General features: G+C 58.2%; 13 protein-coding genes. 4 read left to right on the top strand and 9 right to left on the bottom strand.

Going from position 1 to position 20,155, the window contains the following annotated elements; all coding sequences use genetic code 11:
- The first annotated feature begins 215 nt into the window (after nucleotides 1-215).
- From S7S_RS13345 to S7S_RS13340, 4 genes are all read left to right on the top strand, one after another.
- Nucleotides 216-707, top strand: coding sequence for a MarR family winged helix-turn-helix transcriptional regulator (locus tag S7S_RS13345; protein ID WP_008738654.1), 492 nt, complete (start codon nucleotides 216-218; stop codon nucleotides 705-707).
- Between the two features lie 407 nt (nucleotides 708-1,114).
- Nucleotides 1,115-1,279, top strand: coding sequence for a hypothetical protein (locus S7S_RS20045; protein WP_008738651.1), 165 nt, complete (start codon nucleotides 1,115-1,117; stop codon nucleotides 1,277-1,279).
- A complete protein-coding gene (locus S7S_RS20040; protein ID WP_238582898.1) occupies nucleotides 1,276-1,464 on the top strand; it encodes a phage integrase N-terminal domain-containing protein in 189 nt (62 codons plus the stop codon). Before S7S_RS20045 ends, S7S_RS20040 begins: the two co-directional genes overlap by 4 nt.
- Nucleotides 1,443-2,006 carry an integrase domain-containing protein gene (locus tag S7S_RS13340; protein ID WP_008738649.1) on the top strand — a complete coding sequence of 188 codons (564 nt, stop codon included), beginning with the start codon at nucleotides 1,443-1,445 and terminating at the stop codon, nucleotides 2,004-2,006. The genes S7S_RS20040 and S7S_RS13340 overlap by 22 nt, the downstream gene beginning before the upstream one ends.
- 48 nt (nucleotides 2,007-2,054) lie before the next feature.
- Here S7S_RS13340 and S7S_RS13335 read toward each other — a convergent pair whose 3' ends face one another.
- From S7S_RS13335 to S7S_RS13295, 9 genes are read right to left on the bottom strand one after another with little or no spacing between them, the layout of a single operon-like run.
- Nucleotides 2,055-3,773, bottom strand: coding sequence for a DUF262 domain-containing protein (locus tag S7S_RS13335; RefSeq protein WP_008738647.1), 1,719 nt, complete (start codon nucleotides 3,771-3,773; stop codon nucleotides 2,055-2,057).
- 14 nt (nucleotides 3,774-3,787) lie between these two features.
- Nucleotides 3,788-4,555, bottom strand: coding sequence for an HNH endonuclease (locus tag S7S_RS13330; RefSeq protein ID WP_008738645.1), 768 nt, complete (start codon nucleotides 4,553-4,555; stop codon nucleotides 3,788-3,790).
- Nucleotides 4,552-6,738, bottom strand: coding sequence for a hypothetical protein (locus tag S7S_RS19695; RefSeq protein ID WP_035205309.1), 2,187 nt, complete (start codon nucleotides 6,736-6,738; stop codon nucleotides 4,552-4,554). Before S7S_RS19695 ends, S7S_RS13330 begins: the two co-directional genes overlap by 4 nt.
- Nucleotides 6,735-7,925, bottom strand: a complete 1,191-nt coding sequence (locus S7S_RS13320) for a hypothetical protein (RefSeq protein WP_008738640.1) — start codon at nucleotides 7,923-7,925, stop codon at nucleotides 6,735-6,737. Before S7S_RS13320 ends, S7S_RS19695 begins: the two co-directional genes overlap by 4 nt.
- Nucleotides 7,925-9,937 carry a coiled-coil domain-containing protein gene (locus S7S_RS13315; RefSeq protein WP_008738637.1) on the bottom strand — a complete coding sequence of 671 codons (2,013 nt, stop codon included), beginning with the start codon at nucleotides 9,935-9,937 and terminating at the stop codon, nucleotides 7,925-7,927. Before S7S_RS13315 ends, S7S_RS13320 begins: the two co-directional genes overlap by 1 nt.
- A 16-nt stretch (nucleotides 9,938-9,953) precedes the next feature.
- A complete protein-coding gene (locus S7S_RS13310; protein WP_041026006.1) occupies nucleotides 9,954-14,552 on the bottom strand; it encodes an Eco57I restriction-modification methylase domain-containing protein in 4,599 nt (1,532 codons plus the stop codon).
- Between the two features lies 1 nt (nucleotide 14,553).
- Nucleotides 14,554-16,014, bottom strand: a complete 1,461-nt coding sequence (locus tag S7S_RS13305; protein ID WP_144401670.1) for an ATP-binding protein — start codon at nucleotides 16,012-16,014, stop codon at nucleotides 14,554-14,556.
- 8 nt (nucleotides 16,015-16,022) lie between these two features.
- Entirely contained in the window at nucleotides 16,023-19,289 is a 3,267-nt protein-coding gene (locus S7S_RS13300) for a DEAD/DEAH box helicase (protein WP_035205305.1), read from the bottom strand.
- A complete protein-coding gene (locus S7S_RS13295; protein ID WP_169745571.1) occupies nucleotides 19,286-20,089 on the bottom strand; it encodes a hypothetical protein in 804 nt (267 codons plus the stop codon). Before S7S_RS13295 ends, S7S_RS13300 begins: the two co-directional genes overlap by 4 nt.
- Nucleotides 20,090-20,155: the final 66 nt, after the last annotated feature.

The following is a 20,155-nucleotide window of genomic DNA, read 5'->3' as shown; positions in this document are numbered from 1 at the left end:
GGGCCTGGCGGGCAAGGCATTTCGGGCCTGCGGACAGTGGTTGCGCCACCTTCGGCCTGTTCGCGCGCCTTGGCGCGTTAGCCTCTGCGGAGGGAGTGTGGCTACACTACGCATCGCCTGCCTTGCCGGGCAGGTGGCTCAACAATAAGGCAGGCCTTCGACTGGCACGGATGGTCACGGGCCACGGTTGCCGAACAGACATGGATTTCCAACGCATGAGCAAAAAAGATGATCACGCTGGCGAACGCATCCTGCGTCACTGGCGGGAAGAAGTACCGGACGACCGGCTGGCCCACCTGATCCGCGATGCGGCGCGGATACTGGCGAAAAGCATGCAGATACGCCTGAACGAATACTCGGTGAGCTTTGGCCACTGGGCGTTTCTGCGTGTGCTGTGGGTGACCGAGGGGCTGACGCAGCGCGAATTGAGTGAGCAGGTGGGGTTGATGGAACCGACCACCTTCACTGCGCTGAAATCCATGGAGTCACAAGGGCTGATCGAGCGTCGGCACCAGGACGGCAACCGGAAAAAAGTGCATATCTACCTGACCGAAAAAGGCCGGGCACTGAAGCATGAACTGATCCCGATTGCCGAGGAACTGAACGAAGTTGCGGTGCGTGGCCTGACGGAAGAAGAGCGGAAAATCATGCACCGTGGCTTGCTGGCGGTGATTGAAAATCTGGTGGCGGCCGGCGCGGTGTCGTAGGGAATCTCTGACAATTCCCCGGCGATTCTGCGGGCGCTACAGCTGTTGTGGCGCCCGCTTCGAACAAGGGCCATGAGGCTCAGACGTTGATCACACGTTTAAACGTTGATCGGTTGGCAAAGTGCCGTGGGTGCTGGGTTTCGCGGGGAAATCGGGCCACGGCCTTCGCGGGAATCGTTGGAAGTACCCCCAGTTGTACCCCCAAGGGAGGGTATCGGGATGATAGATCAGTCTGGATGCGGGTGCCAGAACTGCGGGTAGCCGGATAAAACGGTTATGGCGCAGACCGAGACCGCACATGCTATGCCGTACGAGCAGAACCATACGTATAAGGCGTACTTGTATAAAAAAGAACGAACGTACCGCACGCGTACGATGAGGCTGTTTCACCGAGGATTCCGACGGCGTTGCTACCATGCCGGGCCAACATCAAGGAAGACCAGCAACGGGACGTGCTGGTCGCATTGAGGCGGCTGCCGGTACAGCATCGCCAAGAGGTTCTGGACGAATTGCAAGCACTCAGCCAGAGCGGCCCCGTGCGCAATGCCGTCGTCTACATTTCCGACGGATGAAAGCTTCGTCGCTCAAGGGCAAGCATGTCCAGGCGCTGCTGGATCGCTGGCAAGGCGAAGGCTTGTCGTCTGGCACCATCAAGAATCGACTCTCTCACCTGCGCTGGTGGGCCGAAAAAATCGGCGAGTCTGGCACTTGCCGGCGGACAACACGCAACTCGGCATGGCCGAGCGCCGCTATGTGACCAACATCAGTAAGGCCCAGGAACTGGGCACAAGTCTTGAACAGATCACTGACGCGCACGTGCGCATGAGCCTTCAGCTACAGGCCGCCTTCGGATTACGTCGGGAGGAAGCGATCAAGTTCCAGCCCAGTTACGCAGATCGGGGCGACCACATCGCCCTCAAGGGATCGTGGACCAAGGGCGGTCGGGAGCGAACTGTGCCCATCACCACGACAGAGCAACGCGACGCGCTCCACGCAGCACACCACTTGGCGGGCACAGGATCACTGATCCCGGCAAACAAGACCTACATTCAGCAGCGGCATGTCTACGACGGCCAGTGCAAAGCGGCGGGTCTGAGTCATATGCATGGCCTTCGCCATCAGTACGAGCAAAGCCGTTATGAGACGTTGACGGGGAGGCCGCCGCCAGCGGCAGGTGGACCATTAGTCACGGAGTTAAGTCCAACGCAGCGGATAGAAGACCGCCATGCTCGTCAGACCATCAGGCGTGAGTTGGGACACGAGCGCGTTCAAATCACTGCCATCTACCTCGGTAGCTAGGTCAGGCAGTATGAGACCCCTGGCCTACATACACAGCCGTCCACCGGCTTAATCTGCAGGCCCAACAAATGTATTCAGCGCCGTTGCAATCCTCTTGCGTCGCTCAAGCAAGAAAGCCTTGTAGCTCTCCACTTCCAGCAGGGATGCCTCAACCGGGATGCACTGTGCTGCGAACGCTGGCTCGCCAAGCTGGTCCACCAGCGGGGGCAGGTAAACCGCCGGGACCTTGTCGCTGATCGCGCGATTCGTCTTGCCGCCGATAAAGGCCAGATTGGCGATGTCATCCGCCTCGCGGGCAGTGAAGAAGCTGGTCTTCAGTACAGCTTTGGGAAAGATGTGATGGAACTGCAAGCGATGCTGGGCGCCCGAATGATCCAGAGCAATGGCCAGATGGCTGCGCCAATCTTTCGCACCGGCAGCGCGGAAAGCCAGGAACATGGTCTTGAACAGCGCGCTGCGCTGGTTGCGGCCTTCCAGCTCCTCCGCGGTAATGTCCAGGCGGCCGAACTGCAGGCGCAGCCGGTCGATCAGCTCGCTCACCGCTCCGCCCTGCCGAATACTTGCCAAATCCTGATCCAGAATGGTTTCGCTGGAGCCTCGGGAGAAGCGGCCTTTGGCATTGGCCATCAGCGCCCAATAGCGCAGTTGGCGGGCCTCATCGTTACTCAACGCATAGTTGCGGCTATGTCCGAAATACGCCAGCACCACCAGCAGGAAGGGCGACGACAGCAGCGCGGGGCTATCGATGCCCAGATTGCTGCGCAGGAAGTTGAGCGCGAATTCCATGCCCTCGCAGGCTTCTTTCCACGCCTTCTTCAGCTTCTCCACACTCAGGCTACCAACGATCTGGAAACGTGATTGACCGGTGGCAAACGCCATCAGGTTCTTCAGGTGCAAACCGAGATCGAGGTCAAAGCCCGTCTTGGCACAGGCCTTCTGAAAATCCTGGAACGTCTGCAGCGAGTGCCGCCACTTGGCGGTGATCTGCGCCAGAGCCAGGTCGGAACTGCGCAGTTTGGCTCCCAGTGAATTGACCCGGACGAAGATTTCCGTGACCTCATCGTAGGAAAGCGTCCGTTCCAGTACATCCATCCGATAAACGTACTTGCGGATGCCACGTAGCCGGGCCAGGCGCTGGCTGTACTTCTCGTAACGAGGATCGTCAAAACCACTGATGCCAGCACGTTTGAGGAAAGGCGCATCGTTGTCGGTCTTGAACACTTCTGACACTTTCACCCAATGCGGCAACTGCTCCAGCTTCCTCGTGGCCACCACGAACGTCATCTTGTTGAAGCGCTTGAGCAGTTCGTCCTCGGTCGAGTCCGTCTCATCGCCAATCAGTTCGCTATCGTCGTCAACATCGTCCTCGTCGTCGCCGTTCTCTTCCACTTCGGTCACCACTGCCAACTGGTCGGGATGCTCCAAGTTGAACAGCAAGTCGATAGGCCGACGACGGCCACGCACCGATACTGGCTCGCCGCGAATGACGGCGGAGAGCGATGTCAGACGCTGCTGACCATCCAGCAGAAGCCGCGTGCTCTGGTAAGGATTCGTGCTCTGGCTGACCGCGAAATCCTGCAGCGGCACAGCTTCATCCGTTTCCCAAAGCAGGATTGCGCCCGATGGGTAGCCGCGATACAGCGAATCCAGCAGATCGCGCACCCGCGTAGAGCGCCACACGTACTGGCGTTGCATCTCCGGCAAGCGCAGCTCGCCGCGCTCGATCATGGATACCAGTTCTTCAACGCTTGCTTCGGCCTTGGCCATGTTTTTTCCTTCGATCAGGCACCGCGCAGGAAGCGCTCGCGGTGCCACTGCAAATAAGGCCGGTGCTCGCTGGCCAGCCAGCGCAGCGTCATGCCCGGATGAATGCCAAGTCCGCTCAGATCACTCTGGGATAAATGGGCGCTGGTCAGCAGATGCCCGGTATCGTCGAAGCTGATCAGAAAGCGGTCGAACAGCGCATCGAGATTGGCCACCAGTAGGAAGCCATTGAAGGCATCCAGCCGTTCGGCGTCGTCGGCACATTCGGCCCAGGGCTTGGCGTGGCTGGCACGTAGCGCTTCGGTGACGGTGACGCCGGTCACGGCACAGGCGCCGACCCAGTAGGTCAGCAGGGCATCGCGGTAGCGTTCCTGGCCGACGCGCTGGCGCACCAGCCGCTCCACTTCCGTACTCCGACGCTCGGCAGGCAGCGCCTCCACCGCCTGCGCCACAGCCGTTTGATAGTCGCGCACGGCCTGATTCGGTAACGCCTGCGACAGGCTGGCTGCACGGCGCAACAGGATTGCCAGATCGGCCAGGGTGGGCACGCGGAATACGCCATCGGTTCCGGCCCGGGGTTGGAAGTCGCGCAACAACTCCGGCAGCAGCGCGGGTGTGGCTGGTTGAACGCGCACGTCGAAGCCATCGGCCAATGCCGTCACCGCCGCCTGGCTTCGATGACGGGCCGAGGCCAGTGTCACCGCATCGCCAGCGGATGGCAGCGCGTGCTCGAAGCCGTTGTCGTGGCCGGTTTTTTCGATGAGGGTGCGTTGCAGGGGGCTCATGCTCGGATTTCCGGAAACTCGGTGAGGCGATCAAAAATAAACCGGATATCCTCACTCATTTCGTCAGATTTTAAAGCGCAGACCTCTCGAAGATGTTCGTTGATCAATTGAAGGCGCCTTGTCCAAAGCGCCATCAAGAACTCCAATGCGGCCTCTCCCTGATCGTTGTTCCAGTTATTGATCACAGAAAAAATCACATCTGCCATTCGGCGGCTGAATGCATGGTCAACCCGATAATCCATTTCTACCGGCAGAGCCGATCTCAATATGCAAGCCTGAATGATGCCGTCGTTGTATCGGTCAAAATTCGCGGGGCTTATCAGCGTGATGTGATAGGTTGTCGCCAGACCATCATTTTCACTTTTGTTGCGAAGATCATGCAGAACGCACTGTATAGTCCAATATGCATCCGCCTGCCTTGTATTCGTCAATCGCTGTTCAGAAAATCCAAGGTCAGACCAGAATGCAAATGTGCGGCGCAATCTTAGCGGGTTGCCTGCGTGATCAGGGAGAAAAAGACCATTGGGGTCGCTGGAATACCTAGCAATAGACTCTTGTCTGTTGGTCAACAATCCGGGCAATCGTACAGTAGCATCTCCCAGAGGGTCATCATCGGTATACGGCTGCAAAACCTCGCGCTCCCAGTCCCAGGACGTTTTGGTGTGCTCCTTGATGCGAGGCACGGGGCAGCGCGCTAAAACAATCAGTTCGTGCCCGCCTTGGCTTAAATCTTTTCTTAACTGATCATGAGCGGCTTGAGTTGGAAGCTTTGAGAAGCCCACGAGATAAACAATGGAAGCCAGCGGATCAATACAGCGAAGCTTTCTGGAAATTGACAAAAGACTTCTTCCTGAAGTGATTGCACCGGCAATCACCAAAACCGATGCAGACCCGCTCATCTCGTTTTCAGCAAGGCTGTCAGAATACAGCCAGCGAATCGAGTCGGACTCTTCACCCAAGTGGTCTTTGATTCTGCGTTCCAACGCCTTCGAGCCTTCATCGTTAAATGTAATAACGGTAGCCAAATCCCTGGAAATATATCGTTTTATATTCTTTGAAATATGCTTTTCAAATTTATCGGAACTGCGGTTGATTGCGCGCTCAACCGCTATATAAAAATGCTCTCGGCTGTCCTCTATATTGCTGGTGACGGTATTCCACTCTAACACTTTGGTGGCGGCAAATTGCCTGAAAAATTTCTGCCTTTCTGCACCGAAGTCAGCCTTCTTGATTATCAATTGATCATGCTGAGGAACTTCCGGAAGAAACTGGTCTCCAGAAATGCGTATCTGTTTTGATCCCGACTTGCAAAAAGGGCACTCTCCCGATTTCTTTGAGACGATACCTCCAGAAACTGCCGGTGAAATATCGAAAACACCCTGTTGGCCGCTGGGTAGGTCGAGGTGGAACAAAGTGACGATCTGGCTGCTGCCGAACCGGGTTTGAGTCTGCAATCGCTTTGCGAGCGATCCGCTCGTGGTTGCAGAAATCAGCACCAGACTGGATGCGTCCTCTACAAAATCGTATGGTTCATTGAGGGCGGCGTAGGATTCGAAACTCTCAATGATCGGAGCAGATTTTGAAAACTGGCCATATAATCCAAGAGCTATGCTGACAAGAAATGAAATAGAAGATGTGTCAACGTAAATCCGTCTCAAGTCACGACGCAAATAGGGCAGCAAGGAAACAGCGAGAAATGAAACCTCTACGCTGGAAACCAGCAAGTTGGATGCCCGAATAAATTTATCGCAGTGATCGCCAGATGGTTTGACGAAGTGATACCCATGATTGGAAACAATCAGACCGGAGTGCCTTTTAAACAGCGAAATCATTCCTTGCTGGAGAATTGCCTTTGTGAGGTTTTCATCCAGAACTTCTCCACTGCAATACGCGAGAGCTCCATCTGAATCTGCCTTCAGACAAAAAAGTGAATTTTCAATATCGCCAATATAGGCGTTGTATTCATTTATGAAGGAGGTATCGCCCAGGCATTCCGTCCGAGTTATTGAGCATCCATCTGGTGAAAACAAAAAAACTTTTTTAGGAACAAGGTTGTTAAAAACATCCTGTTTCAGCACTTTTGCCAACATATCAAATGATGGCTTGGTCGTTGAAAAAACAACCAGGCATCGCTGCTGGTTATCGTTTGGTTCGCAAAACCGAAAGACAAACTGGTCGCTCATGATTTTGCCTCCAGCGGAATCAAGAGGCTAATTGCAACGCCGGCGACATGTGTCATACGGCTCAAATCTTGCTCGGCAGAGGTGCGCTTCAACCAATCGAAAAAAACACAGGAATCCTGGTCTGAGTAAGGTGATGTTACGAAATCCCGGTAGACTGAAAGGCGTCCGCTGCGGATGCGCATCAAACCATTCAGCCGGGTCAATCTATCCATTACCACAGGCAAGCCATTTCCCTTATTGTCTTCCGATGTTGAAGTTTGGCGAAATTTGAAGCATTTCTTGAAGGTTTCGTATTCAGCATCTAGCGACGGGCCATCTGAAAAGTTGTCTAGTGGGTGATCGGCCTGCCAGCGCCCACAATAGCCTAAGCCTGAGTCGATAATACCCAGCTCCAGAAAACGGCGGCTCCCCTGAACATTTAGCTTGCTTTCAATGGACTGAACATAATCAGACAATACCGGCTGCTGGCTGATAATGCCCTTGGTGCCAGCCTCGCTGAGGTTGATTCCCTGGGCATAAATAATCCGCACTCCGGGCTTGAGCCATTCGTGACGCAACTTTCCTTTAGTGCCATGCTCGTGTGTATTGAGGAATAGCTCGTAAAATATTCTGCCGAGGTGATCAAGTGCCTCATGTTCAGGAGCTTTGGCCCCCCCAGGAACGCTGATGGCTTTTTCCGTCATGGATTTAATGATTGTCTTGAACTGCTCGGGCTGACGAGGCTCGGGGTTTTTGTCGGTTTTTTTTATGTAAAAATTCTGGTCAAAACCCTTGGAGCTGTGGTCAACAAACCCAAACCAACAAAGACCGCCGCGTTGCTGGCCATATTGGTGTTGAGACTGCGCATGGATCGCTTGCCTGGCTTTGCTGTTGACCAGTGGTCGAAGGTCAGAATCCTGCGAATCATTCATGACGATGGAGCGTGATGACATGGCTGCCACAAACTTATGGGGTCTGGCTATAAGGTCATCAACAACATCACTTGCGTCACTTTTGCGCAATTCAATTCGGCGGGTTTCACTCGATCTAACCCAAGTGTTTACTGCCTGAATGGCGCTCGCCAATCCACCGAATGCATACCCTTTGGTTCCGACGGGAAATTGCAGCGATACATCACTTTTGGCTGCTTCCAGGTCGTTCAGAAATTTTTCGCACGCCTCGACACTGAGACTTTTTGGAAAATCCATCAATGAAGCTCCTCTGTTCCTTCCAAACTCATTCGACGACCATCGTGAAATCGCTTTCCAAACAACAATCCTTCTTCGGAGCTGGGGTAGAGGGTCAAACAAACGTCCTTGTTTTGCAGTGCTGTCGGTGGTGGTGTGGTCGTGGTGATGATGTACTGAAAATGTGGCTCGCCATCCATACGCCGTTCTTTTTGCAGCAAGTCAATCAAGGACAGGTAGTTTTCATACAGCCCTGTACTCATGTCCGCCTCCCTTGGGCAGTCGTGGATGAACAGGCCGGGCAACGCGCTTTCCGGGCTGGCGCTATCCAGGAGGCAGGCGATGTCTCCGAGCAGCACTTCGAGGACGCGGTAGGCCTCACCGCCGCGCATGGATAAACGGAATGGTCTTGCTTCGTCGCGTGGATCGAAGGTGCCGATGGCGCCGTCGGGCAGTAACTGGCGTGTCAGATCATCGGTAATATGAGCCAGGGTCTTTTCCCGTTCGGAGCGATTTTGTTGCAGCAGGGCCAGTTTCGTGCGCGCGCTGTTCAGTTCGCCTTCGATACGGTCGCTTTCCATGTGAGAGGCATTGATGTCCGCCTGTGCCTGTGTAGAGCCTGCTGCCCGCTCCCAGCGATCTAGCTCATCGAGCAGATCGGGCCAGCGGTTGGCTTCGATTTCGGCCGTTCTCCTGGCCAGGCGGGTTTTCTGCTGGGCGGCTACCAATAGTTTTTCCTGGCGCTGCATCGCTTCGATCTTTTGTTGCAGATCGTTCTTGCGAGCGAGTGCCCCACCAGCGCGGGCAGCCGAATCGGCCATGACTTGCTGAAGATTCTTCTTGTCCCGCACGTCGTGCAGGCTGGCCTGTTCCAGCTTCGCTATTTCTGCCTGCACATGCTGGCATTGCGAAAAAGGCAGATTGCCCTCCTCACAATGACCACTCAGTTGCCGGAGGTTCAGCAACTGTGTGCCAATGGCGCGGAATGCATCTTCATCTTGGCGTTTTGCGGCGTCGGCAAGGTCATATTCGGACTGTGCCCTGTCAAATTCGTTTTGGAGATTTTTCAGATTGGCGCGCAGGTCGGCTACGGCTTGGTCGTCTTTTTCCTGCTTGGCGTTCCACGTTGCCAAGCGTGCAGCGGCTTCCTCGCTGGCTACTTTTATGTGTTGTTCAACGGAATCTGCGAACAAGTCATCGGTTCGAATCGGAAAATCGTCTGGCAGATTTCCTCTTGCACGCAGATTGGATTCGATGCGGTGCCGGATCAGCGTCGGCTCCTGAAGCAGGACCTCCGTTTTCTGTTGAGATCGCTTCAAGTCTTCCTCCAGTGCGGCGATCCGCACCAGGAGATCGGATTCGCCGCGATCCAGCAGCCCCAGCACCGCACGCATGACGATGGGCGGGTCTTTCTGCCTGCGTTGCAGCCCCGTTCCCTCACCTTCACGCCATGCGAAGAAGGATTTGAAGCGAGAACCCTGATCCCGGCTGATCCATGCCAATACATGCTTCCATTCGATGGGTTGGTTGGTTTCCGGGATGTTTTTCGGGAATACGCGGCCCATCATTCCATCCGCCAGCTTCTTCAGGAAGGCGCGATCACTGTCTTCTGCTGGGCGATTCCAGATGCCTGCGGTATCGGTACCCGTGCAGGCAATCCCTTCCTTGTGAGGATTGAAATAGCGGCACAGTGTGAAGGGCTGGCCGTCCGCATGAATGACGGCGATCACTCCTCCCTGGGCAAACTCGCCGAGCAGTTCTTCCCGTAAATCCGCTACGGCTTTGGATATATCGCCCAGACAGAAGCGCAGCAACAGGCATAGCGATGTCTTGCCCACACCGTGGCCAGCCGCGCGCGTACCTGTTGCACTGCCAGCAGCCGGTTCCTTGGCCCAGACCAGATTCAGCCCGCGATGGAGGGGAATGGTGCGAACGACATGGGCTTCATCAGGCTCACTGAAGATCACCAGGCGTTCAAACCACAGTCGCGGGAAACATTGATCAATCGGCAAGTGCTGGGACAGTGGCTCCATAGTGCATTCTCCGTGACTACGCCTGCTTTGCGTCAGGCGAAGATGCCTGATTTTCGCTGCGTGGTGTGCTTGCAGATATGCGGATGGCCGCCTGGGTCAGAACCGTTGCCACACGCGCAGTCTCCTCATCCGCAATCGCATAATCGGGCATTGCTGCACCTTGAACGGCTACAAGCAGTCCATCGCCTGTCTCCTGACGAATCAGTCCGGTCAACTCAAAGTGGCGCAGCCATTGCTGGATGCGAGCACCAGTCAGCCGCTCTTCGCTGAAAATATCTGGATGCGATTGCTCGAACGAACGCAGCAGACTGATGCCTTGCTCATCGAGGAGACGGTTCTGTGATGACGGTTGGCTCACCAAGGTCAGGGCATCGGTCAGATGACGACGCGGCAAGCGTTTCGACTGGCGGATCATTGTCAGCAGCAGGCCCGTCAAGCGGGCGTCAATGTCATCTCGAATAATGCCGTGGGCTGAATAGCTGGGAGCAGCCTGCTCGCCGGGTGGCGGATTGAGCAGGCTGGTGTATGGCTCCCCATTGGCATCAGCTAGGCTCATGCGGGTGAAGGCCTCCAGCACCAGCCGTTGGGTGCGGTATTCGCCAAACTCTTTCAGTTCCTTGTTCTTGAGCACGCGGAAGGTTTCGCTGGGGTAGTCCTCGCCCATAATGTCGGCGGGGTCGAGGATGTAGCGCAGTTCTGCCTCGTTGAGGCCGTAGAGTCTGGCGTAGTAAGTGTCGAGTTCGGCGCGCAGGGTGGCGCGGCGGTCGGGGTCGAAGGGGAATGGGGTGAGTGGTGAGCGGCGAATGGCCTGCGGCGTGCCGGGCTTCCATTCACCATCGGCCAGGCGCCATTCGCTGACCAGTGCTTCGGCCCAGGGTTTCATGTCCCAGGCGGTGTAGGTCAGCTCCAGTACACGCGGGACGATAAAGGTGAGATCGGCTTCGGTGTAGCGGTCGGGTGGCAGACACACTATCTGCTTTTTGACATGGTATTTCAGATGTGTGCCACCTATTTTTTGTCGGGCAACAAAGTCGTGTACCAGCGAGCATTGATCAGCCAGCAGACACGCCCTACGAGAACCATGCTTGATGTCTGGAAACATCAGAAGCAACGTATCCCCGGTTCCTACCCTTGGCACCACCGACGCAATCACCGTCCGTTCATCGGTTGCACGGCAAATATCCCGCCACCCCATCAGCCAGTCGTGCGGCCATTGCCAGGTCACCTGGCCATCGCGGTCGCGTTTGCACAGGCGCTCTTCCACCTCGGCGCGGCTGACCCAGTAGCGCGGGGTGATGGTGAAGTCGGGGTCGGCCTTTTCGGTCAGCGTGGCGTCGCGGCTGCTTCCTTCTTCCGTGTAGGTGGCCCAGCGGTGGTCGAACTGATGGATGAGTTTGGCTTCGTATAGCGGCAGGCAGTCGGGTGCAGGCTCATCCTTGAACAGGTGGCTTGCACTGGTCATGTTGAACAGACCTTGCGAGAACGAAATACCCCACGGGTTTTGCTCGGGCTCCACCACTTTGGCCTGCTTGCCCTCGCCTGCCATCAGGGCGTCGCGTATCAGCACCGGGGCGGCGCGGTAGAGCTTCTTGGTCAGTTCCGCGTCGCGCTCGCTGCGGAACACCGGGCAGGTGAGCGTATTGGGGTTGATCAGGCGGAATTCGTCGGGCGTGAGGGTGAAGCGGCGGCGCGGGTCGGCCAGTTGGCTGACCTGGGTGGCGAAGCAGACGAATTCGGCCCGCTGCGCCGCGCCCAGGGTGAGCAGGCAGAACTTCATGCGGCTATCGACGGCGGGGAACAGCTTCTCGCGGTTCTCGATGTCGTACAGGCTGACCAGCCGCCGGTGCTGCGTGATATGGCCGAAGTACGCCTTGGTGCTGTCGTCGGTGGCGATGCCGGTGGGCACGATGAAACCGGCGCGGCCAGTGTCGGCATGGATTTGCAGGATGGTTTCGGCAAACAAGGGATAGGTGTTGAGCTTGCCGACAGCCGTCAGTGGAAAGCGCCTCGATTCTCGGTAGAAGTTGTTGGCGGCGGCGATCCGTTGGCTTTCCTTGACAAACTGATCCCACAGACGCGGATCGGTTTCAGGCAGTGCTGCAATAGCCTGTTTGCGCGCATCGCCCGCCAGTTCCGCGATGTGCTGCGCGCGCGTTGCGAAAAATTCCTCTTCGCCCATCTGCGACACCTCCCACGGCGGGTTGCCCAGCACGCAGTCGAAACCGCCTTGCGCGAACACCTGCGGGAAGGCCAGCGGCCAGTGGAATACGCGGGCCTGTTCGCAGGCGGCGTGGGCGGCGGCGATGGGGGCGGCGTGCTCGGTCTGGGCGCGTTCCGGCGCGGTCAGCAGTGCGTGCAGGGTGATGCTGGTGGGGGTGGCGTCGGCGGTGTGTTCCGCCTTGGGCAGCAGGTAGGCGCCCACCAATGCATCGGCGGCCTGGGCCAGCGGGCTGTGGGCGGAGTCTTCCAGAAAATGGCGCCAGGCGTGTTCCTTGGCGGCTACCTGTTCGGGGGTATCGGCGGGCAGGGTTTCGAGGGCGCGCAGGGCATCGAGGCCGGTCTGGTTGTCCACGCCCAGCAGCATCTGGCGGCCTTGCAGGTCTTTGGCGATCTGCTTGAGGCCAGCGGCGTTGGCCCTGGCCAGTGCCTTGCACAGGTCCTTGTCGTCGCCGCTCAAGGGTTTGAAGGCGTCCTTGGCGATGCCTTGTTCCAGCGCGTTCAGGTCGGTCAGGCCGAGCAGGGCGTCGCCCACTTGCAGGTGGTGGTCGAGAAAGCTCAAGGGGCGGCCTTCTTCAAAGCCTTCCAGCCACAGGGCCATGCGCGCCAGTTCGATGGCCATGGGGTTGCGGTCCACGCCGAAGATGCAGTGGGCCACCACTTCGCGCAGGGCGTGGCGGTAGTCCTGCGGCTGGATGGCGCCTTCCTGCCCGCCTTCGAGGCTGCGCAACTGGGCGAGTTTTTCCGCCAGACGGCGGGCGGCGGCCAGCAGAAAGTGGCCGCTGCCGCAGGCGGGGTCGATGACGCGGATGGCCAGCAGGGCTTCGGTGGGCTTGGCCGGATTGGCGGCCAGGCGCTGTTCGATGACGGGGTCCAGTGCACTCTTGATGAGTTCCTGCACCAGGCTGTCGGGGGTGTAGTAGCTGCCGGTGAGCTTGCGGGCGTTGCCCTTGGCGGTTTCACTGGCGCTGCCGCCGTCTTCGGTGCGGCCGACGAAGCCGAAGGTGCGCGCGGGCAGGTCGATGGCGGGCACCAGTTCCAGCAGGCTTTCATAGACGCTGCCCAGTTCTTCCGGCCCCATGTTGCGGTAGTCCACCGGCACCAGGCTTTGCGCGCCGGTCGGCTTGGCCCAGCGCAGGTGTTGCAGGGCGGCGAGCAGGTGGGCGTTGTCCAGGCTGGCGCTGTCCAGGTCGGGGCATTGCGCGGGGGCGAACAGGCCGCCCAGCGCGGGCAGCGCCAGGCGCGGCTCACCCTGGGCCAGGCTGCGAAAGACGATGCGGATGGCTTGCCACTGGTCGTCGTGGCGGGTGCGGGCGCGGCGCTTGAGGCACAGCTCGCGCAGGCGAGCCAGGGCGTAGCCTTCGGTGTAGGCGCGGCGGGCGCTTTGTGCTGCCGGGGTATCGTGCTGGTCTTGAGATTGAGGGTGCAGTACGCCGCGCTCTTCCACGGTGAAGACGAAGATGAGCCGGTAGATCAGGCGCAACAGTTGCTGGAAGTAGTCATCCTGGCTGAGCGTGCCGTCGTCGAGGGCGGTGCGCAGGGTCTGGTTGGCGGGGTGTTGCAGAAAGCCCTGGCCGAAGGTCAGCAGGGCCTGCTCGACGCCGTTGCGCAGACCGTCGCGCACGCGGGTGCCTTCCTGCTGGCCTTCGCTGCGCCATTGTTCCCAGATGCAGATGGGTTGCCCCCTCTCCCCCAGCCCCTCTCCCGTAAGGGGAGAGGGGAGTGAATGCGGCGCACGGCTGGCGTGCAGCAGCCGCCAGACGCTGGCGAATTCGGCGTAGCGCTGTCCGCTGAGCAGGTCGGCCAGATCGACTTCGAGATAGCTGGGGCGGGTGAGCGAGGCGGCGTCGCGCAGCAGGCGCAGTTGTCTGCCGTTGCTGACGATGCCCCAGAGCTGATCGGGCGTGGCGTTGAGCCGTTCCTGCATGGCCAGAAAAGGCGCTTTCCTGCGGCTGCTGCCGCCCTGCACGGCAAACTGCGGGGCGGCGTCGTCCAGCCCCAGGGTGTGCGGGGCCACCAATACGGGCAGGTGGTCGGCGATCAGGCTGACCGGGTAGCGCAGTTCGCCCACCGGCTGCGCTGGCGCGGCTTGCAGGGTGGCGTAGCCAAAGGCGTGGCGCAGCAGTTCATCAACGAAGCGGGTGGTGAGTTGCGCGGCATCGACATCGGCGCGTTCCATCTGCGCGGCGAAGTGCTGCCACTGGGCGCAGGCGATCTGGAAAGCGCGGCTGTATTCGTCCTTGAGGCGGACGCCCCTGGGGGTGCCGTAGTCGGCCTCACTTTGGGCACTGGCGCGGCCCTGGGCGGCTTTTTCCAGTTGGTCGGGCAGGAATAGTCCGCCTTCGAGCTTGAGGGTGGGCAGGTTGAGTGTGGCCTGGGTCTTGCGGATGCGTTTCATGTTATTCGTCGGCCTTTGTGATGACTTTCCAGTAGCCGCCTTTGGTGGGGCCAACGTGGCGCAGCTTGCCCTGCTTCTTCAGTTGCTCCAGGTGGTAGCGAACACCCTTTTCCGTGATGCCGACTTTTTGGGCAAGGTCTTTGGCGGTGCTGGCCGGCTCTGATTGCAGGTGGCGCAGGATTTTTTGTGCTGTTGGAAGCCCGGCCAGGGTGTCTGGTGAGTTGGCTTCTGTCCCTGATTCTCTGCTGGTTTTCGTGCTTTCTATACCAGTTTCTCTACTAGCTTCAATGTTTTCTCTACCAGTTTCCGTGCTTTCTGTACTAGTTCCTCTGCTGGTTTGAGTGTCTTCTCTGCCAGTGTCTGTGCTGGTTGCCTGGGTAGTCTGCTGGGCACTTGGCCGCGTAAAGCGGGTGATGAACAGGCCTCCGATTTCGACAAAGCTGGTGGCTGGCGCGTTTTCCAGAATCAGCGGCACCCCCCGGCCCCAGGCTTCCACCAGATGAATGCGGCGCAGCAGTTCGGCAATTTTCGGGTTGCGGCGGCGGGAGACGTTGCCCTGGCGTATCTCGTCAAAGGTCAGGTTGCCGTAGAGGCTGCCGGGGCTGCGGATTTCCAGCCGATCCTTGAACACGGCGACCTGCACGAAATCCGGGTCGCGCCAGTCGCGGTGGCAGAAGGCATTGACCAGCGATTCGCGGATGGCCTTGAGGGAGATTTCGGGCACGTCCACACGGCGCAAGCCTTCCAGCCTCATGCCGATGTGGATGTTTTTCAGGGTGTATTTTTCGGCTTCTTCGATCAGTTCGAGGATGTCGCCATCGAAATCGTGACGGTCGATGATGGTGGAGCTGGTGTGGGTGGCAAATACCGCGCAGCGCAACTGGATGGGTTCGTCGGCGAAAAAAAGTTTGGCGGCGTTGATGGGCGCGCCCTGACGCAACAGGTCGAGCTTTTCCAGGGCGTTGGCGGCGCTGTCTGGCGGCAGGTCGGCGCGTGCAAGGAAGTGGCTGATTTTTTCGGGGTTCAGTTGTTCCAGGGTCAGGCCGCTGGGTTCGTTTTCCCAGCGCAGCGCATCCTGATTGCTTTGCAGGATGAGGTTCTTCAGTTCGCTGGCGCTGAGTTTTTTATCTTCATCCGCCACCCGCATGTAAGCACGACCATAGGCCAGATAAGGCTGCTGCCAGCCCTCGGCCTTGATGTGCAGGCACTGCTTGCCGTCGATGCGCTGTTGGGTGATGTGTGGATAGATGGCCGGTTCGATATGCGCGGCAATGGCTTGCGACACATCGCGCAGGGTTTTCTCGGTCACATCCAGCCCCACGGCCTTGCCATTGGGCGCGATGCCGAACCACAGCTCGGCCTGGCCGTGCTTGTTGAGCATGGCGGCCAGCGAGATCAGGCCCTGCTTCAGTTCGGCTAGGGACTTTTTCAGCTCGGTGGTTTCGGTTTCGGTTTCGGTCATGGCGTGGTTCACCCTTCCGTTCCGGACAAAACACGCCAGACATTCCGATATTCCGCTGCGGAAAGCGGCGAGCTTTCTGACCTTGCCTTGTTCCAAGCCGAAATTTCCGCCGATGCAATGAAATCACGTACCGCATGTATGGAGGCTTTTTGTTTTGAATCACCTGATGCCTGACGGTAACTTTCACCCAACGTTTCTGCGATGGAGCGCGGCACACCATTCATCCGCATCAAAACGCCTTCTTCCGTCTTCACGCCGTGGTAGATCATGGCTGGGAGTAGATTGATATGGCGCTTTTGCTCGTCGGGCAATTGCTCGAAATCAATGCCAGACAACCGGCTCAAGGCCGACAAACCCCAGGTACCGTTGTTGATGAGGTTACGATAGATGGCCTTGCATGCATTTGTAATAGCTTGAGTTTGATTTTCTTCGGCGCGGAAGTAGGTCGACGCAATTTGCTGAATGCTCTTGCCATCTACCCAATCCCGCGTAATGGATGCCAACTGCTGATGCTCCATTCCATTAGTCGTGATGTCCTCAAGGTTTCTGGCCAACTGGGGAATTTTGAGCATGATGCCGTAAAGATCGGACATGCTGGAGGCATTGCCGAAAAGCTTATCTGCCGAAAAATCTGCCGTTGTCAGATCACGGTTCAGTTCGCGGATACCATGCAAGGCTCTGCCAACGCCCTCAAACGAAAAGCCGGTGTTGTCCGCACGTGCGACTTGCCCTGGATTCTCCGAAATCTTGCGCGCATAAAGCTTGGTGGCCTCAATCAGTTTTTGTGCGCGGGTTCGGCCCTCGGACGATTCCTGCAAGATCCGATAGCCATAGGTATTGCGAAGCGAGTTCTCCATGCTGGCTATTACGCGATCCAGATTGCCGATCTCGTGGACAAGATGATTTACATAGCAACGGTAATCCTCCCACTGATCAGCACGAAGTACTCCAAGCAGTGCCTCGCCGTCGTTGGCCTGATCCAGCTCAGCAACCACGCTGACGAGTTGGGAAACCAGTTCTCCTGCCGCATCCCGCACATACTGCCGAATCTCGTTGCCACGATTGGTGTCGGCGATGCCGACTACGCCAACGCTGTCCTGATTCATCCGCCCGGCACGTCCGGCAAGATTCCAGAACTCTCGTTTCTTGAACGGGACTCCGTACGGATACTTTGTCGTTGCGAGAAACACCGATGAAACCGGGAAGTTGATTCCCTGTGCCAAAGTCGTGGTTGCGCACAGAACCTTGATGTCTCCTTCCTCAGTCAGCCACTCGATGAGTGAACGAACTTCATCGGATAGCCCCGCGTGATGCACGCCGACCCCATGCGAGAGCATCTTGATCAGTTCGAACTGCGGGCTGATTTCTGCCGCCAGAAAGTGCTGAACAAGCTGAACCCGATCAGACACACTCTCCTGTGTCGGCAGCGCCTTGACCACTTCCCGTGCCATGCTCCATGTCGTGCCGGGGTCGCTACCCACCGCAATGCTGGTGCCACGAGCAGAAAACACCGTCGCCATGGCGGCGGCCTGTAAATTGAATCCTTGCTGCTGCCCATTTGCCTTGATGAACTTTGATCGTGCGACATCCAATGGCTTGACGCTGCCGACCGGGTGCGTGCCGGACAGGTGAATCGTCTTGCGCGTAGTCAGCAGAGACTCGAACTCCAGTTGCCATCCGGCGCGCACCGTATCGTCTGTCTTAGCGCGGAACATGCCCACCAACTGCTCATTGGGGCGCCAGGGACTGGTGCCAACACTGATGGAGCGCCCGGAATTCGGATCGCTTGCCAGCCAACGTGCCAGTGCATCGGCGCGCTCAACGAACGGCATCAGCAGCAGGAAGTTGGTGCCAGCGCATTCCTGCTTGACGGTAGCAAGCAGCAATTCAATGCGCAGGCCGCGCGCCTCACTCTCCATGTTGTGCGCCTCGTCCATCACCATCAGCGATAGCGGACGGCTTACCTTTTTGTTGCGAATAATCAATTGCAGTTTTTCCGGCGTGGCCACCAATACGTCGAACGCTCTGGTTTCGCCGGTCTCTGTCGAAGACAGCAGGGATTCCTCGATGGCGTCGATTTCCACTGCGCCAGTGAGCTGCTCGACACGCACGCCGACAGGGCTGAAATCACGCCGCAAGCGGCGCGTGATCTGGTTGCCCAGCGCCTTGGTGGGCACGACATAGGCTACCCAGCCACCGCGTTCGGCAAATTGGTTCAAGGCCTGGAGTATGCGGAACTGCGCAAGCAGTGTTTTTCCGCCCGACGTCGGCAGGTCGATAACCACGGCGGTCGCCGCTGCATCCAGCAGCCCCTGTTCCTGTAGTGCGGCCCGTTGGGGCGGTAGCAACTCGAACATGGCTTGATGCTTGGTCGCCGAGCCGACGAAGCGCGTCACCCTGGAGTTGATCGAATGGGCAACCCACCACAGTGAGCCTGCAACCATCTGGCGCGAGCTTGCATGCAGCCAGCGCATGAGCACTTCCAGCGCCGCATCACCGCCCACCGTGGCGGCATCCGTCGCCGCCTCGAAATGCTTGTCGAGCACGGCATGAACACCGCGCGGCTCACCCTGGAGAACGTAGCGGGCTAGCACTTCGGTCGCCTTGGCCCAGTGGTAGAGCGCAATCAGGCGTAAGGCCATGGCTCTGTCCTGGGCGTTGGAGCCGCTGTCCAGCGAGGATTTTTCATACTCGCGTTGATCTTCCCGCAAGCCGGCAATGATTTCGCGGATCTGATCTAGGTCGTCCCAGCCGTTCTTGCGCAGCAACCGTACCCAGCAATCGAACAGGCGATACAGCAGACGCAAATGCCACGGCTGATTGGCCACCGACGGCACGGCAATGGCCGTCCGATTTTCCGTGAACCAACGCCGAATATCCGACCAGCGATCACCGCAATAGGCCAGGCCCGCCAAGTGCAGCACCTGAAAAATCCTTTCCTCAGTCGCGGTGGCAACAGGCATCAAACGGCGGAACTCGAATGCCCGCCAAGCCCCTGCCACGCATTGCAGGCGCAAATCATCCTGTTCGGGAGACTGGCTCAGGAACGCGGGCAAACCTTCAATGGCGGCCATTTCGTAGGCCAGCGCCACCCGTTTCAGCAAGTCTTCCGTGTGGGCGGAATCTGCCATCGGTAAATGCAACTGCCGTCCCACTGCTTTTTGCACCAAGCTGGACTGGGCCAGTTCCGTGGCTTGCTGACGCGCATCGACAGGGATTGCTGCCACCGCCCAGTGCGACTCCAATCGCTCCAATGCCTCTTGCTTAAGATTCATGAGTCACCCCCGTGCTGACGGGACGCGACCACCTTGGCCGAGAGATTGGCAATGCTTCCAGCAGGCAGATAGATTGCAATCAAGCCAATCGCCATCGCATCAGGGCAAGCATCCGTAAGCGTGTTGACCCGCACGCGCAAATCGTCTTCATGGGGAGGCACATCCCGCACCAGCATGCCGAACAGCCGCACCTCGCAGGTGTCGTTGAGATAAACCGCCACCGCAGCCTGATAGCGCGCACGCCAGGCCGCTCCGTTCGCCCGATGCCCTAGGTAACGCACCAGGCCATCGCGTATCTCGCGGCGGTTGCGCAAGTCTTCCATCTGCCGTTTCAACCCGTGTCGGCCATAGACCGCACTCGGTGGGTAACTTGCGTGGGACGAGGTTTTCACCTCGCCAAACACAAAACGCTCGCAGCCGTTCTTGTGCTGAAAGCCAACAAGGTCTGCGCCCGGCAAGCTGGAGCCGCGTTTGCGCTCATCACGCCCATCGGGCCACGGAAAGAAGCAATCATGATCTTCGCTCAGATGATGCTCGGCCAGTGCTTCACCAACACGCCAGTCCTCAGGTGCTGAGGTATCTGCCAGTAACGCATCCAGATTTTCCCGCGAGAACTCCGTATCGGCCAGACCATCGAGCAGTTCGCCAAGGCTGCGGACACCGACGTCATCAAAGACCAGAGCGGCCACCGGCCCGGCAAGCTGCTGATCCAGTTGATCGACAGGCAGGCCAAAGCCCACGCCTGTCACGGGTGCAGAGCCAAGCTGATAGTGTGGTGTGGTGGTTGGGGGCGTTATCACACCTTGGCCTCCGTCTTGATGATGACGAGAAGATCGGCACTGGAGGCGATATCTGCCAGTGAAATC

The organism is Isoalcanivorax pacificus W11-5 (genome assembly GCF_000299335.2).
In the GTDB taxonomy this organism is placed as follows: domain Bacteria; phylum Pseudomonadota; class Gammaproteobacteria; order Pseudomonadales; family Alcanivoracaceae; genus Isoalcanivorax; species Isoalcanivorax pacificus.
This window is presented reverse-complemented; position numbering and strand designations above follow the sequence as displayed.

Excerpts from the sequence above, each read along its gene's own strand:
- S7S_RS13305 (WP_144401670.1), bottom strand. The coding sequence starts at position 16,014 with ATGACCGAAACCGAAACCGAAACCACCGAGCTGAAAAAGTCCCTAGCC.
- S7S_RS13300 (WP_035205305.1), bottom strand. The coding sequence starts at position 19,289 with ATGAATCTTAAGCAAGAGGCATTGGAGCGATTGGAGTCGCACTGGGCG.
- S7S_RS13330 (WP_008738645.1), bottom strand. The coding sequence starts at position 4,555 with ATGAGCCCCCTGCAACGCACCCTCATCGAAAAAACCGGCCACGACAAC.
- S7S_RS13345 (WP_008738654.1), top strand. The coding sequence starts at position 216 with ATGAGCAAAAAAGATGATCACGCTGGCGAACGCATCCTGCGTCACTGG.
- S7S_RS13320 (WP_008738640.1), bottom strand. The coding sequence starts at position 7,925 with ATGGATTTTCCAAAAAGTCTCAGTGTCGAGGCGTGCGAAAAATTTCTG.
- S7S_RS20040 (WP_238582898.1), top strand. The coding sequence starts at position 1,276 with ATGAAAGCTTCGTCGCTCAAGGGCAAGCATGTCCAGGCGCTGCTGGAT.
- S7S_RS13335 (WP_008738647.1), bottom strand. The coding sequence starts at position 3,773 with ATGGCCAAGGCCGAAGCAAGCGTTGAAGAACTGGTATCCATGATCGAG.
- S7S_RS13310 (WP_041026006.1), bottom strand. The coding sequence starts at position 14,552 with ATGAAACGCATCCGCAAGACCCAGGCCACACTCAACCTGCCCACCCTC.
- S7S_RS13340 (WP_008738649.1), top strand. The coding sequence starts at position 1,443 with ATGGCCGAGCGCCGCTATGTGACCAACATCAGTAAGGCCCAGGAACTG.
- S7S_RS13315 (WP_008738637.1), bottom strand. The coding sequence starts at position 9,937 with ATGGAGCCACTGTCCCAGCACTTGCCGATTGATCAATGTTTCCCGCGA.
- S7S_RS19695 (WP_035205309.1), bottom strand. The coding sequence starts at position 6,738 with ATGAGCGACCAGTTTGTCTTTCGGTTTTGCGAACCAAACGATAACCAG.